Source organism: Streptomyces sp. NBC_01003 (assembly GCF_045162695.1).
GTDB lineage: Bacteria > Actinomycetota > Actinomycetes > Streptomycetales > Streptomycetaceae > Streptomyces.
In genome coordinates this window covers 135,545-150,259 of sequence record NZ_CP108708.1, presented here as the reverse complement: position 1 = coordinate 150,259, position 14,715 = coordinate 135,545, and the positions used below count along the sequence as shown (strand labels likewise).

14 protein-coding genes are annotated in these 14,715 nt (G+C 69.8%); 9 read left to right on the top strand and 5 right to left on the bottom strand.

Features of this window, described 5'->3' with window-relative positions; all coding sequences use genetic code 11:
• Positions 1-526: 526 nt before the first annotated feature.
• The 4 genes from OG698_RS48470 to rfbA all read right to left on the bottom strand — a co-directional run bounded on the left by OG698_RS48470 (position 527) and on the right by rfbA (position 5,092).
• Positions 527-2,815, bottom strand: a complete 2,289-nt coding sequence (locus OG698_RS48470) for a TOMM precursor leader peptide-binding protein (RefSeq protein ID WP_406111900.1) — start codon at positions 2,813-2,815, stop codon at positions 527-529.
• On the bottom strand, positions 2,812-3,063 hold the full coding sequence (locus OG698_RS48465) for a hypothetical protein (protein WP_331729472.1): 252 nt from the start codon (positions 3,061-3,063) through the stop codon (positions 2,812-2,814). The genes OG698_RS48470 and OG698_RS48465 overlap by 4 nt, the downstream gene beginning before the upstream one ends.
• A 113-nt stretch (positions 3,064-3,176) precedes the next feature.
• A complete protein-coding gene (rfbB, locus tag OG698_RS48460) occupies positions 3,177-4,178 on the bottom strand; it encodes a dTDP-glucose 4,6-dehydratase (RefSeq protein WP_331729470.1) in 1,002 nt (333 codons plus the stop codon).
• Between the two features lie 17 nt (positions 4,179-4,195).
• On the bottom strand, positions 4,196-5,092 hold the full coding sequence (gene rfbA, locus OG698_RS48455) for a glucose-1-phosphate thymidylyltransferase RfbA (protein ID WP_331729468.1): 897 nt from the start codon (positions 5,090-5,092) through the stop codon (positions 4,196-4,198).
• Between the two features lie 402 nt (positions 5,093-5,494).
• Here rfbA and OG698_RS48450 point away from each other — a divergent pair, with 402 nt between their 5' ends.
• From OG698_RS48450 to OG698_RS48410, 9 genes are all read left to right on the top strand, one after another.
• Positions 5,495-6,967, top strand: a complete 1,473-nt coding sequence (locus OG698_RS48450; RefSeq protein ID WP_406111897.1) for a DHA2 family efflux MFS transporter permease subunit — start codon at positions 5,495-5,497, stop codon at positions 6,965-6,967.
• Between the two features lie 160 nt (positions 6,968-7,127).
• A complete protein-coding gene (locus OG698_RS48445) occupies positions 7,128-8,258 on the top strand; it encodes a glycosyltransferase (RefSeq protein WP_406111895.1) in 1,131 nt (376 codons plus the stop codon).
• Between the two features lie 35 nt (positions 8,259-8,293).
• The gene (locus tag OG698_RS48440) at positions 8,294-8,419 is read left to right on the top strand and encodes a hypothetical protein (protein ID WP_331729464.1); all 126 of its coding nucleotides are present in this window, start codon (positions 8,294-8,296) and stop codon (positions 8,417-8,419) included.
• An 80-nt stretch (positions 8,420-8,499) separates the two neighbouring features.
• Positions 8,500-9,429, top strand: a complete 930-nt coding sequence (locus tag OG698_RS48435; RefSeq protein WP_331729461.1) for an alpha/beta fold hydrolase — start codon at positions 8,500-8,502, stop codon at positions 9,427-9,429.
• The gene (locus OG698_RS48430; RefSeq protein ID WP_331729459.1) at positions 9,426-9,998 is read left to right on the top strand and encodes a PIG-L family deacetylase; all 573 of its coding nucleotides are present in this window, start codon (positions 9,426-9,428) and stop codon (positions 9,996-9,998) included. Before OG698_RS48435 ends, OG698_RS48430 begins: the two co-directional genes overlap by 4 nt.
• Before the next feature lie 4 nt (positions 9,999-10,002).
• The gene (locus OG698_RS48425; protein ID WP_331729457.1) at positions 10,003-11,391 is read left to right on the top strand and encodes an NDP-hexose 2,3-dehydratase family protein; all 1,389 of its coding nucleotides are present in this window, start codon (positions 10,003-10,005) and stop codon (positions 11,389-11,391) included.
• 196 nt (positions 11,392-11,587) lie between these two features.
• Positions 11,588-12,523, top strand: coding sequence for a Gfo/Idh/MocA family oxidoreductase (locus OG698_RS48420; protein WP_331729455.1), 936 nt, complete (start codon positions 11,588-11,590; stop codon positions 12,521-12,523).
• Between the two features lie 75 nt (positions 12,524-12,598).
• A complete protein-coding gene (locus OG698_RS48415; protein ID WP_406111892.1) occupies positions 12,599-12,856 on the top strand; it encodes a hypothetical protein in 258 nt (85 codons plus the stop codon).
• A gap of 144 nt (positions 12,857-13,000) precedes the next feature.
• A complete protein-coding gene (locus OG698_RS48410; RefSeq protein WP_331729449.1) occupies positions 13,001-14,008 on the top strand; it encodes an NAD-dependent epimerase/dehydratase in 1,008 nt (335 codons plus the stop codon).
• 239 nt (positions 14,009-14,247) lie between these two features.
• On the opposite strand, the gene OG698_RS48405 is transcribed toward OG698_RS48410, so the two are convergent.
• Complete coding sequence (locus OG698_RS48405; RefSeq protein WP_331729446.1) at positions 14,248-14,553, bottom strand: hypothetical protein; 306 nt, start codon at positions 14,551-14,553, stop codon at positions 14,248-14,250.
• Positions 14,554-14,715 lie beyond the last annotated feature (162 nt).

The following is a 14,715-nucleotide window of genomic DNA, read 5'->3' as shown; positions in this document are numbered from 1 at the left end:
CGATGCCGGCTCGAACAACTGGGCCTCATTCTAAGCAGGTTGGCTGATGTGCGGTGGTCGTCTTTGGAACCGGGCGTCACTGCAGCATCGCCTCGTCGAGGGCGTCGACGCTGGTCTGGAGAGGGCGGGCGCTCCCACGGGACGACCTGTGCGGGGCCGTCGTCGGTGGCCGACGGGGAGGCTGTGGAAGCTGTCGAAGGAGCGGCCTGGCTGGATCTGCCCGAGCGCCGCGGTCCGTGGAAGACGGATCGGGCGCGGCGACAGCGGATGCCGACTCGGCCGGGCGGCCCACTGTCGGCGAGCTGTCGTCGAATGCCGCTTCGACCAGCACATGACCCGGTGCCCGGCGCCGGACCGGCTCGACCCCGACCCGGGCGAGCGGAGGCGAGCGCCCTCGGAGCGGCATCCTCTTCCCGGGTGTCCTGCCGGAAGTCGTCGCGGCGCGGCAGTTCCGCCGGCCGGTGCGCTTCGGGCAGAGCGGCCGACTCGCCCTGCCCGAAGCGCTGGACCGGCACACGCAGTCGCGTCAGACGAACAGCGGGATCGGGTTGAGCTGCTCGTACGGGGTGGGCTGGGAGAGGCGTCCGAGCGTGACAGGTACATCGAACAGTCGGCCTGGCGCGTACCGGGCCCAGAAGTGCCGGAGCCCCGGCACGATCACCTTGACCACCGGCATTCCGACGTCCGGCCGGGTCTGGTCGAGGGCGAGCAGCTCCAGGCCCTTGGCGGCGGTGAGTTCGGTGATGGCCCTGACGTCGTCGAGCAGATCGTTGCGGACCACGTAGTTCCAGTGGCCGGGAGTCCGCGGTCGGGCGGCCGGGTCCGGCGCCAGATAGGGCTGGTTGGCCAGAGTCGCCTGCCGCCACCAGCGGACCGGGAGCGGATCCGTGATGCCGTAGCCGCCGCCGGGGCGGTCCGTGCTCACGGCCGGCAGCAGCTGCCCCGTCTCGGTGAGCGCGCGGCGCAGCGCGATGGCCGGGTCGAAGTGTGCGCCGAAGCCGAAGATGATGTCCTCGGTGGGTCCCTCCGTACGCCGTGACACTGCCACGACCGCGGGGATGCCGAGGTCCGAGGTGAGGTCCAGTGCCCACAGATCCCGGCCCAGCTTCCGGTATCCGTCAAGCAGCCGCCCTATGTACGGCTCGTGGAACGAGTCCAGGTCTATCGCCGGCTGCCGGGTGCGGTTGTACCACCACAGGGCGACGGCGTCCCGTTCCACCAGCTCCAGGAAACCCTGCAGCAGGGCGTCCTCCGGGCTGCTGCCCGCCGCGTTGCCGTTGGAGTCGGCGTACGGCCCTCGCGCACAACGGGTGGAGGAGAAGTAGAGCATCGAGGTGGGCAGCAGCCGCTGGCGCTGCTCGGTCAGGGACCACACGGGTGTCCACTCCACCGGCCGGTTCTCGTCGAAGGGCTCGGGCACATGGTGGAAGGGCGAGCCCGAGCGGTTCCAGCGGTCCCGGTCGCGGAACTGCTGGTCCGCGTACAGCTGGCAACCGTTGGGGTGGACACCCTGGTCGCCGAGGGCCTGCAGGGTGTCCACCACGACCGCTTCGTCGCCGTGCCGGGTGCCGCAGTAGCGCTCCACCGCCTCGCACAGGGCGCTGGTGCGGGCCTCCGTGTCGGTCAGGCCCTTGCCGCCGCTCTGCGAGCGCAATCCGGCAGGACCGCGGTCCCGCATCGCCAGGTTGTGCCCCGATACGTAGGTGGTGGCGAACTCCGGTGCTCCGGGGGAGGGTTCGAGCACCGGAACGATTCCGGTGATCGGGCTCACCAGGTGGGCGTGGCGCTTGAGCAGCTGGTCGGGGCTGAGTGCCCGGTGGTCTCCGTTCCCGGCCTTGGTCCGCGACACCGGGACGAACGGCGCGAGCACGCGCCGGCGCGTCAGGCCGGGTTCGCCGCAGGAGGGGCACTGGGGGATCCGGGACACGGCGTGGACGCGGGTGCGCAGGTTGAGGGTGTCGACCGTGCGGATGGAGCCCTGGTCTGCGTAGCGCAGGCCGGCCAGCCACTTGGCGGCCTCCAGGACCGCGCTCTGCGCGGCCATGACGCGCCCGGCCGAAAGCGAAGCGATCGGCCGGACGAGCGGACGGTCGAGGCCCAGGGCCTGCTGGAGCGATCCTTCGTACCCGCGGTGCTGCTCCAGCCGGTAGGCCAGGCATGACCAGCAGGGTCCCTCGTCCGGCCGGAAGAACGGGCCGATCCAGGGTTCGTAGCCACACAGCCGGGTGAGCAGCCACGGCCTGCCCGCCGCCCGGTGCTCGGCGTCGACCCGCTCCAGCTCGGGGGAGAGGTAGTCGTCGCACAGGACCAGCGTGAGGTCCGTGTCCGAGTCGGTCACACTGAGGCCGGACTCCACGCCCGCCGCGAGCACCGGTCCGGCGTCGACGCCGGCGAGCGGCAGGACCCGCAGCCGGGAGCAGGTCAGGCCCGCCGCGGCCCGGGCGCCGTCCAGGCCGGCCAGGTCCCAGTACGCCTCGGCGACCGGGTCGGTGTCCGTCGCCGCCAGGGCGGGATTGCGGAAGCGGAGCAGCCCGGCTTCGCTGAGCAGGCGCAGCCCGTCCTCGGCCTCCTCGGTGGTGAGGGCGGGCGAGGCAGCGTGCAGGATCTCGGCGAGTGACCGGTTGCCGTCGAGCAGCGGGACCAGCACATCGGCGAGGAGGCCGTGCAGGGTGGTCACGCCCTGGCGGGACACCAGATAGGTCGCCTCGCCGGGGACGGTCGCCGGGCGCAGGTGGTGCCTGAAACCCACGAGGGTCGAGCCGTCCTGTAGGGCGGCCGGTCCGGATCTCCGGGGGACGGACGACTCAGAGGTCATATCCAGGCCCCCGCGACTGCATCACCCTCGACGGCCACGGGGGCCGTGGTGGGGGAGAAGTTCGCGGGGGGCGGACCTGCGCAGAGGGTGAACGCGGCGGCGTTCGGCTCCCCGGGGCCCGCGCAGAGGGTGAACATCACGGTGGAGCTGACGGTGTGGTCAAGGTGTTCGACCACCAGGAGCGGACGTGCGGGAGCTGCCTCGGTGATGCGCGCCGAGAGGGTGGCGGTGACACTGGCGTGGCTCATCGGAGAAGGTCCTCACTTACGTGGTGGGCTGGTGCTCCAATGACCAGGATTCTTCGCGAGTGAGGGATGTGACGGACAGTGTCGCCTTCACCGGTGGAGGGTGAAGTTCTCACTCAACTGGAGGCCCCACCTCCGTCGGCCGCCGCTTTGAGCGGTTCCCACCAACTGCGGTTGTCGCGGTACCACTTGACGGTTTCGGCCAGCCCCTCCTCGAAGTTTCTGCGAGGTTCGTACCCCAGCTCCTTGCGGATCTTCGTGCAGTCGACGGAATAGCGCTGGTCGTGCCCCTTGCGGTCCTCGACGTGTTCGACGCTTACCCCCCAGGTCGCGCCGCACGCCTTCAACAGCATGGCGGTGAGCTCCTTGTTGGAGAGCTCGGTGCCGCCTCCGATGTTGTAGACCTCGCCCGCGCGGCCCTTGGTGCGGACCAGTTCGATGCCCTGCACGTGGTCGTCGATGTGCAGCCAGTCGCGGACGTTGCGGCCGTCGCCGTACAGCGGGACCTTCCCGCCGTCGAGGAGGTTGGTCACGAAAAGCGGGATGACCTTCTCGGGGAAGTGGTGATGACCGTAATTGTTCGAACAACGGGTGACCCGGACGTCCAGGCCGTGGGTGCGGTGGTACGACAGCGCGATCAGGTCGCTCGAGGCCTTGGAGGAGGAGTACGGCGAGTTGGGCCGCAGAGGGTGGCTCTCGGGCCAGGAGCCCTCGTCGATCGAGCCGTACACCTCGTCGGTGGAGATGTGGACGAAGACCCTGATGCCGGCCCGGTGCGCCGCGTCGACGAGCGTGTGCGTGCCGACCACGTTCGTGCGCACGAACTCGGCGCCGCCGTCGATCGAGCGGTCGACGTGCGACTCGGCGGCGAAGTGCACCACCTGGTCGTGCTCGGCCATCAGCTTGCCGACCAGCTCGGGGTCGCAGATGTCGCCCTGCACGAAGGAGAACTGCGGGTGCGCCCGGACCTCGTCGAGGTTGGCGGGATTGCCCGCGTACGTCAGCTTGTCCAGGACGGTGATCGAGACATCGCCGGGACCGTCGGGGCCGAGCACCGTACGGACGTAGTGCGAGCCGATGAATCCGGCCCCGCCGGTCACCAGAACACGGGTGGTCATGACGGACGTTCTCCTTCTCAGGCTACGCGGGCGGTCGGTATCGGGCGTTGGCGGGCGGCGACCTCGGTGACGTAGGCGCCGTAAGCCGTGCCCGCCATTTCCTCGCCGAGGCGCCGGCACTGTTCGGCGGTGATGAAGCCGCGGTTGAGTGCCACCTCCTCGACGCAGGCGATCCAATCGCCCTGTCGCTGCTCGATCAGCTGGACGTACTGCGCCGCCTGCAGCAGCGAGTCGTGGGTGCCCATGTCCAGCCAGGCGAAGCCGCGGCCGAGCTCGGTGAGCCGGGCCCGGCCCTGCGCCAGGTAGGCGAGGTTGACGTCGGTGATCTCCAGCTCGCCCCGCGCCGACGGGGAGAGGTTCTTGGCGATCCCGACCACGTCGCTGTCGTAGAGGTACAGCCCGGTCACCGCGATGTTGGAGCGCGGGTTGGTGGGCTTCTCCTCCAGAGACAGCAGTCGGCCGTCGGCGTCGACCTCCCCGATCCCGTAGCGGTGCGGATCGCTCACCCGGTAGCCGAACAGCGCGGCACCGTCGAGCCGGCGCAGCGCGTCGTCCAGGAGCAGCGAGAACCGCGGCCCGTGGAAGATGTTGTCGCCCAGCACCAGCGCGACCTGGTCGTCCCCGATGAAGTCGGCGCCGATGACCAGGGCTTCGGCTATGCCGCGCGGCTGGTCCTGCTCGGCATACTCGATGTTCAGGCCGAGCCGGGAGCCGTCTCCGAGGAGGGTGCGGAAGCTGTCCGAGTGGTCCCTGGACGAGATCAGCAGGATGTCCCGGATGCCGGCCAGCATCAGCACGGAGAGCGGGTAGTAGATCATGGGCTTGTCGTAGACCGGCAGGATCTGTTTGGACAGCGCGCCGGTCAGCGGGCGCAGCCGGGTGCCGCTGCCGCCGGCGAGGATGATGCCCTTCATCTCAGCTTTCCTTACGTTGTCGGTGGGTTGATTCCGGTCGTTCGGAGGATCGGGAGACCCACCAGGGGCGGTCAGTCGGTTCCGTTGTCATGAGGCTGTCTCTCATGGCGGCGGGTGGATGCGGTGCAGCCGGGACGCGGGGGCGCCTGTGGCGGTGCGGGCCCACGGCCTGCCCGAGTCCCGCTGCCCGATGGTGCTGCGGTCCGATCGAGTGCGGGCCGAGAAGTGCTGGAGGCAGGCGTGGCCCCCAGGGCCGTGGGTCGGGACTCAACCGGCGCTCGAGCACGGCTGCCTAGCCTCGACGTGATGCCCTGCGCCGTCCGCATCGGGTCGGCGCTTCGGCACCGACCGCGCGACCGAAACCGCGGCCCCCCCATGGTGGAATCGGAAGGAAATCCCTGAATGAGTACTGACAAGGTCGCCGCCGGCGGCGGTGCGGCTGGGGCGGGGAAGTCCCCAGGCATGGCCACACTGATCACGGCCCTGGCCACCTTCATGGCGGGGCTCGACAATCTGGTGGTCCTCGTTGCGCTGCCCACCATCAGGGACGAACTCGGTGGCAGCCTGGAGGACCTGGAATGGACGGTGAACGCCTACACGCTGTCGTTCGCCGTGCTGATGATGTTCGGTGCCGCCCTCGGCGACCGGTTCGGGCGCCGCCGGGTGTTCATCGCCGGTCTGCTGGTGTTCACGGCCGCGTCGGCCGGGGCCGCTCTGGCACCGGGCATCGGCGAGCTGATCGCCGCCCGCGTGGTCCAGGGCGCCGGTGCCGCCGTCGTCATGCCGCTCTCCCTCACCTTGCTCACCAGCGCCGTGCCCGCCGCGAAGCGGGGCGCCGCCCTCGGCATTTACAGCGCGGTCGGCGGACTGGCCATCGCGGGCGGCCCGCTGGTGGGCGGAGTCGTAACGGAAAACCTGTCGTGGCACTGGATCTTCTGGATCAATGTGCCGGTGGGCCTGCTGCTCGTCCCGGCCGCCTGGCGCGGTCTGGCCGAGAGCCGTGGTCCGAACAACCGCCTGGACGTGCCGGGTACGCTCCTGGTCAGCCTCGGCCTCCTCGGCTTCGTCTACGGCCTGATCCGGGCCAACGGTCACGACGGCTGGGGCGCCCCGCTGGTCGCGGGCCCCATGGTGGCCGGTGCCCTGCTGGTCGCCGTGTTCGTGCAGTGGGAGCGGCGCAGCAGCGCGCCGATGCTGCCCATGCGCATGTTCCGCAATCGGGCCTTCAGCGCCGTCAACGCCGGCGGCCTGCTGCAGGCCTTCGCCATGTACGGCGTGGTCTTCCTCATCACGCAGTTCATGCAGAACATCCAGCACATGTCGCCGACGGAGGCGGGCGTGCGGATGCTGCCGTGGACGGCGATGCCGCTCCTGATCGCGCCCGTCGCGGGCATCATGTCGGACAAGATCGGCGGACGTCCCGTGGCGGTCTTCGGACTCGCGCTGCTTGCCGCCGGGTTCGCCTACTGGGCGCTGGTGATGAGCCCCGACGCGTCCTACGTCGAGCAACTGCCCGGCTATCTCCTGGGCGGCGTAGGCGTCGCCTGCTTCTTCGCCCCGCTCATCAACCTGACGATGAGCTCCGTCGACGTCTCCGAGCAGGGCATCGCCTCCGGCTCGACGTCGGCCATGCGCGAGCTGGGCGCGGCGCTCGGCGTGGCCGTCCTCACCAGCGTCTTCACCCACAACGGCGGCTACGCATCGGGCCGGAATTTCGTCGACGGCTTCGTACCCGCCCTGTGGGTCGGCGCGGCGGCCATGGCGCTCGCCGCCGTCGTGATGCTCTTCGCCACCCGGCCCGCCGGTGCGGAGAAGCAGCACAGTGCCGGATCGGCCCAGGACGCGGTCGCACCGACCCCCTCGGCCTCCCGCTGACACCTCGTACGCCGACCCGCGGCCCGACACGACGACATCGCGTCGGGCCGCGGGAATTCGGCATCACGCCATCTCTCATCACGCCACCGGCAGAAAGGCCGCGCGCGACATGAAGGTTCTCTTCGCAAGCCTCGGAAACTACGGACACATATTCCCCCTGATGCCGCTCGCCCAGGCGGCACGTGCGGCCGGGCACGAGGTCTGGTTCGCCACCAGCGAGCAGTTCCACCCGATCCTCGAGAAGGCGGAGCTGCGCCCGGTCACCGCCGGGCTCACCGTCCCCGAGGCGTTCATCGAGGCGGCCGGCGGCCAGGCATTCCTGGAGGCCAACGGCGGTGCCGCACAGGCCAGTGACCTTCCGCCCGAGGTGCTGGCGAGCCTGGCCGTGAAGGCGTTCGGCTCGGTGCTGCCACGCAGCGTCTTCACGGACCTCACCCCCGTCCTCGACTCGGTCGAGCCGGACCTGGTCGTCTACGAGATCCTCAACCCGGGCGCCGCCTTCGCGGCCGCGGCGGCGGGCGTACCCGCCGTGTGCCACGGCATCGGCCGGGTCTCGTCCGACCCCACCATGGACCCGCTGATCCAGCAGGAACTGTTCGCCACGGCGAGCGACCTGGCAGTGGCCGACAAGCTCGGCCACAGCCAGACCCTGGGCAACCCGTACATCGACATCTGCCCTCCCTCCCTGCAGAACCAGGAGTTCCTGGCCTCGGGCGTCCAGGTGATCCCGCAGCGGCCCGTCTCCTTCGCCGAACCGGGCGAGCTGCCCGCGCGCGTCACCCAGGGGGAGGGCCCCCTGGTCTACCTGAGCTTCGGCACCGTGGTCACCTCCGCGGAGCTGCTGCGCACCGCGATCGACGGCCTGCTGCCGCTGGACGCGCGGGTCCTCGTCGCGACGAGCGCTGTGGTGGACCCGGCCGCGCTGGGCGACCTGCCGGACCGAGTCGTCGCGCTCCCCTGGGTGCCGCAGCCCGAGGCACTGCGGCACGCCACCGCCGTCGTCCACCACGGCGGCCACGGCACCACGCTGGCCTCGCTGGCCGCGGGACTGCCCCAGCTGATCCTGCCGGCGGAGGGTGACGGCTTCGGCAACGCACCCGCGGTGAGCGCGGCCGGAGCGGGCCGCCTGCTGATCGGCGAGGCCGTGTCCGCCGAGGCGGTGGAGGCCGAGGTGCGCACCCTGCTGACCGACGGCGCATACCGGGAGGCCGCCCGCAAGGTCGCCCACGAGATCGAGGCCATGCCCGAGCCGGCCGAGACGGTCGCGAGGTTCCCCGAGTTCGTCAGCTGACGGGCCCCGGTACGCACCGCGCCCCGCGCTCACCGGTGAGCGCGGGGCCTGCGAGACGCGGGCGCTCCCCCGTCGATGAGCAGACGGCGGGCGGCGGCGATGTCCTGATCGACGAGACCCTCTACTTCGACATGGCCACCTTCGCCCGTCAGCTCGCCTGAGCCACAAGTCGCCGGGGCGCGCGGATCCGGGCACCCCGGCAGCCGGCTCAGTCCACCGCGACCGACAAGGACCACCACTCATGAGCGTGTCCAGGACGGGCCGGAAGGCGCCGTCGCAGACCTACTCGGCCGGGGTGCGCCCGATCCTCCTCGATGTCGCGGGCCTCACCTTGTCCGGTCTGCTGGCGGAGCCGCCCGACGGGCCGCCTCGGGCGACCGTCGTGGCCGTGCACGGCGGCGGCATGCGGGCGGGCTACTTCGACGGGCAGGCCGATGCCGACCTGTCTCTGCTCACGCTGGGCGTCCGGCTCGGGTTCACGGTGCTGGCGCTGGACCGGCCCGGCTACGGCCGGTCCGCGGCGCAGGTGCCCGCCGGCCTGACCCTCGAGGAGCAGTCCGCCGTCCTGTCCGGGGCGCTCGACGCGTTCGCCGACCGGCACACCGTCGGCAGGGGGTTCTTGCTGCTGGCCCACTCCTACGGCGGCATGCTCGCCCTCACGACCGTCGCGCGTACCCCCGGCCTGCTCGCCCTGGACGCCTCTGGTGTCGGTCACCGCTACGCCGTGGAGTCGGCTGAACGGCCGCGCTTGCGCCGTCACTTGGAGTGGGAGCGCAACTGGGGTCCGTTGGGGCTTTACCCGCCGGGCACGTTCCGCGCGGCCGAGGCCCTGGTCGCCCCCATCCCTGCCCGTGAGGCCGCCGAGGTGCCTCTGTGGCCGGAGATGTTCGAGGAGCTGGCGCCGCGGATCGACATCCCGCTGCGGCTGACTTTCGCCGAGCACGAGGCATGGTGGCTGCACGAGGAGCCGGACGTCGCCGATATGACCTCCCGGCTGGCCAAGGCACCCGTCCTCCGGGTCGAGCGCCAGTCCGGCGCGGGCCACAACATCAGCCTCGGCCGGGCCGCCCGTTCCTACCACCTGCGCGCGCTCGCCTTCTTCGAGGAGTGCCTGCATTCCGCCGAGGAGACCACGTCTCGCCCGACGTGCATCCCGGGAGAGGCAACATGACCAAGCCGTACGAACCGATGCCGGAGGACTGGCAGCGTGCGCTGTGCGTCGTCGCGCATCCCGACGACCTGGAGTACGGGCCCGCTTGCGCGGTCGCCGAATGGACCGCGCGGGGCAAGTTCGTCGCCTACGCCGTCGCGAGCCGTGGCGAAGCCGGGATCGCCACCATGCACCCGGACGCCACCGGTGAGTTGCGTGCCGAGGAGCAACTGCGGGCCGCGGCCGCGGTCGGGGTGCGGGACGTGGACTTCCTCGGCCACCCGGACGGCATCATCGAGTACGGCTTGCCGCTGCGCCGTGACATCGCGCGTTCGATCCGCAAGTACCGCCCGGACATTCAAGTCACCGTCAACTTCCACGACCGGTGGCGCAGCGGAGACTGGAACACCCCCGACCACCGCAACGTCGGCAACCCCTGGATCTTCCCCGAACTCCTCGACGAGGGCTTCAAGCCGTGGGCCGGCTGGGGCCTATCACGACGTAGGTGTTTTCCATCCATTTGGTCTGGCGAGCCGCTCGGCTCGGCCGCCGGTGTGGCAGTCATGGCCCATGAAGTTGAAAGGAAGTAGCAGGATGCAGCCTGAGGCGTACGGTGCCGACGACTTCTTGGCGTCGGCGATGGTGTCGAAGTCCCGGCTGACCCCCGACGCAGGCGCCTTCCTCACGGAACGGGAGTTGTCCGCCTCGTACGAGGTCGAGCGGGTGCCACTGGCCACTCTCCCGAACTGGCACCACGGTGACCGGCTCAGCCGCGCGGACGGCAAGTTCTTCACGGTGGAAGGGCTCTCCATACGGACGGATTTCGGCCCCGTGCCGCAGTGGACCCAGCCGATCATCGTCCAGCCGGAGATCGGCATCCTGGGGATCCTCGCCAAGCGGTTCGACGGCGTGCTCCACTTCCTCATGCAGGCGAAGATGGAGCCGGGGAACACCACCTTCGTCCAGTACGCGGCGACCGTCCAGGCGACCCAGAGCAACTACCAGCGCGTCCACGGCGGCAGAGCCACCCCGTATCTGGACTACTTCTTGGAGGGCACGCGGCGACGTGTCCTGTTCGACCAACTCCTCTCCGAGCACGGCTTCTGGTACCTGTACAAGCGGAACCGCAACATGATCGTCGAGGTGCCCGAGGACGAGGAAGTACCTGTCGAGGACGATTTCACCTGGCTCACTCTGGGGCAGGTGCGTCAGCAGCTCACGCAGGGCAACGGCGTCAACATGAATGCCCGTACCGTGCTTTCCGGAATCACCTACGGTGCTGCCGGCAGCGACCGGCTGCTCCACGATGAGCAGCCCGACGGATTCCACGCCGAGCTCGTGGAGTCGCACCGGACGCCGTCTTCGGCGGCCGACCTCTCCGGTGCGCTGACGTGGCTCATCGACCAGAAGGCGAAGTTCAGCCTGGACGTCAGGCGGATCAGCCTGCGGGACATGGACGAATGGATCTGCGATGACGACAGCATCCGCCATCGCGACGGCCGCATCTTCGACATCATCGGCATGTCGGTCCAGGCGACAAGCCGGGAGGTCGGCACGTGGTGGCAGCCCATGCTCGAGCCCCGCCCCGGAAACGTCGTGGCCCTGATCTGCCAACGGCGGGCCGGGGTACTGCAGTTCCTGGTCCAGGCCCAGGTTCAGCCCGGCCTGACGGACCGTCTCGAACTCGCACCCACCGTGCAGTTCTCTCCGGGCTACCACCGCGGCCCTCAGGACTTCCCGCCGCTGACGGAATACCTCGACGCACCCGAATCCTGGATCCGGCTGAAAGCCATCCAGTCGGAGGACGGCGGCCGCTTTTCCAAGGCGGACACACTCCACCAGGTCGTTCAACTCCCCGAGGATCACGAGATCGAGGCGCCGGACAACTACCGGTGGATGACCCTCGCTCAGCTCAACCGCATGACTCGTTTCGGATACCACGTCAACGTCGAGGCTCGGAGCCTGGCCGCATGTCTTCTCTGACAACCGGCGGGTGAGGTGGGGGTGGGTGGCGAGCGGGCCGGCGACGTCGTGCCACGGATCTCTCGCCGGCTCTCGCCCGCCACAGCTGCCCGTTGCCCACGCCACACAAGCCCCGCGCCCGGATGTACGTTCGGTGCGGGCGGCTGAACCCCCGATCGAGAATCCTGAGGGTGATATGGACCTCCTTCTGATAGGCATGTCCAAGTTCGCGCAGCGGCGTATCCTGCCGGCCGCGTCAGCCACGGCCGGGATCGCGGCAGTAGACATCGCCAGCGCCCACGCCGACGCCGAGTCCGTCGGGCCGCTCGCGAAACTGGGCCGCATCCACCGGGACTGGCGAGTGGCGCTGGACACCGTACGCCCCGGCCTGGTCTACGTGTCGCTGGTCAACAGCGAGCACGCGGCTGCGGTACGGCATGCGCTGAATGCGGGACACCACGTCATCGTCGACAAACCGGCCCTGCTGGACGCGGATACGGCGCAGGAGATGGTGTCGCTGGCCCGGTCCTCGTCCCTCGTGCTCGCCGAGGCCGTGTGCTACAGCTTCCACCCGATGTTCGCGGAGGCCCAGGCGATCACTGAGCGTCTCGGCAGCGACATCACCAAGGCGGTCGCGGTCTTCACACCGCCGGTTCCCCGCGACGATTTCCGCTACGACCGCGCCCGCGGCGGTGGCGCGTTCTTCGACACCGGCCCCTACATGGCGTCCTTGGGCAGGGTGCTCTGGCAGGCCGAACCCGAGCAGCTGAGCGTGCTGGTGAGCGAGCGCACTGAGGATGGCCTCGAGACCGCGTACAGCGTGCTGGCAAGTTATCCAGGCGGCAGAACGGCCGTCGGGCACTTCGGGTTCACGACGGTGTACCAGAACACGCTGCGGCTGCTGGGCGAGGGCTGCGCAATCGAGTTCGAGCGCCCCTTCTCGATGCCCCCCGCCCCGGCGCCCGGCATCCGGGTCCAGACCAAAGATCAGCAGTACGTCCATCAGGTAGACCCGGCCGACAGCATGCAGCTGTTCCTGACGCAGGTTCTGAATGCTGTGAAGACGGGATCGCGGGAGTTCGACGCCCCACTGATAAGCGACGCGAGAACGCTCGGCCGCCTCATCGCCGCCGGCGGCCGTGGCAAGCCTTAGGCGTGCGGCCGATCAAGTCCAGGCCGATGGCCACCGGAAATCCAGGGGGACGGCCTGCGGTTCCTGATCGCTCCCTTGTCTGATGAAGACCTCCCTGTCCGGTTTGCTGTGTTTGCGGGCATCAGCAACCGGCCGGAAAGGTCCTGTGACGAAGTACCGGTCGTTCGGGTCGAGAACCAGGACGGTGGCACCGAGGTGAAGCTGACGCCCGACGACCAGGTGACGGACACCGTCGCGGCCTTCGCAGCCGCGGTGCCCGCTGCCGCTCCGCTGGACGAAGCAGCAGTGGAACAGGCGCGCCTGCTGGACGAGATACGCCGAACGGCGCACTGAGCACCGGCCGACCGAACCGGCACACCAGGAACCATGGTTCCTGGACCACACAAACTCTCATGGAGGTATGGGCGTGAAAGGAATCACCCTGGCCGGCGGCCTGCTCCCCGAACTGAACCCCGCCCGGACGCTGGAGGCAGCGCTGTGACCGTGGACTCCCCGCTCGTCGTGGTGCTGGGCGCCGCCGGGTTCGTCGGATCCGCCGTGTTCCGCGAGCTGGCGCAGCACCCGGTCCGGATACGGGCCGTCTCCCGCAGGAAGTTCCCTGTCCCCAAGAACGCCCGTGCCGAGATCGAGGTGCTCTCCGCGGATCTGACCGAGCCCGGCCAGATGGCCGTCGCCGTCGCCGGCGCCGATGTTGTCATCCACTCGCTGGCGTACATCGCAGGGGCATCCACCTGGCGCATAGCGGATGGCGACACAGTCGCCGAACGCGTCAACGTGGGCCTGATGCAAGACTTGCTGCACGCTCTTCGCGACCGATCCGATTCCCAGGCGCCCCCGACCGTCCTGTTCACGGGATCGGTCACGGCGGCCGGCCCCTCGGACAAGGAGGTCCTGGACGGCACCGAACCCGACCGGCCGAAGGGCGAGTACGAACGACAGAAACTTGCGGCGGAGCGACTGCTGCTGGCGGCCGACACAGCGGGAACGGTGCGTGGTGCCTGCCTGCGCCTCACCACGGTGTACGGCTACGGCGCCGCCGGGTCCACCACCCGGGACAAGGGCATCGTCTCCACGATGGCGCGCCGCGCTGTGGCGGGCGAACCCCTGACCATGTGGCACGACGGAACCGTCCGCCGGGACCTGCTCCACGTCGAGGATGTCGCCCGCGCTTTCTGGGCCGCCATCCCCTGCATGGACGTGCTCGCGGGAAAGCGCTGGCTGCTTGGCACTGGCCAAGGGGCCCCGCTCGGGGCCGTGTTCAGCACGGTCTCCGCGCTGGTCGCCGGACAGACGGGCAAGGAACCAGTGCCGGTGGTCTCCGTGGCGCCGCCGGAGTACGCCGAGGTCCGCGACTTTCGGAGTGTGATCATCGACTCCTCCGCGTTCCAGGCCGCCACCGGCTGGAAGCCGCAGGTGTCCCTCGAGGACGGCCTGCGCCTGACGACAGAGTTCTGCTCCAGCGGCCGCGAGGCAGAACTGCCCTGAGCCTGTTGTCGCGTAAGCGTTCAGGAGGAACGCGGTTGACCCGAGCCGCATGGACGTGTTCAAGATCCGGAGTCAAGGCCCCCTCACCGAAACACCACGAGCCAGCGCCCGCACCAGCCACTTCGCAGCACTCGGCCCCGCCGAGCCGATGCTCGGTGGGGCCGAGTAGCGCCACCCCCGAATTGACCAGCGGTGTCGCACCGGTGAGCGCGGGGCGCGGTGTGTGGTGTGTACGGACGTCAGGCCGTGGCGCGGACCTGGCGCAGGGTGCGGGCGTACAGCGACGGACCCAGGACGCGCCACATCAGGCGGATGGGCGCGGGCAGGTTGCCGAGCAGGATCGCGCGCTCGCGCTCGTCGGCCTCCTCCATGACCATGCCGAAGTATTTGAACAGCTTGGTCTTGGGGGTGTTCTGCACGAAGTGCTCGCCCAGTGCGCCGAACTCCTCGGCGGTGAGGAATCGCTCGGCGAGGGGCAGCAGGTGTGCCTCCTCGTCGTCGAGGTGCTCGACGAGTACCGTGCGGTGCTCCTCGAGCGCGGCCACGAGATGGTCGCGGGTCTCCGCGTCCGCGGTGGGCGCCCACCGGGTGACCAGCGCGTCGACTGCGGTGAGGGTCTCGACGACCCGCTCGTGCTGGGCGTGTTCCCTTGCGTGGGGGCTACCGGACTCGAGAACCGGGACTGTCTCCAGCTTGACCAGGAAGCA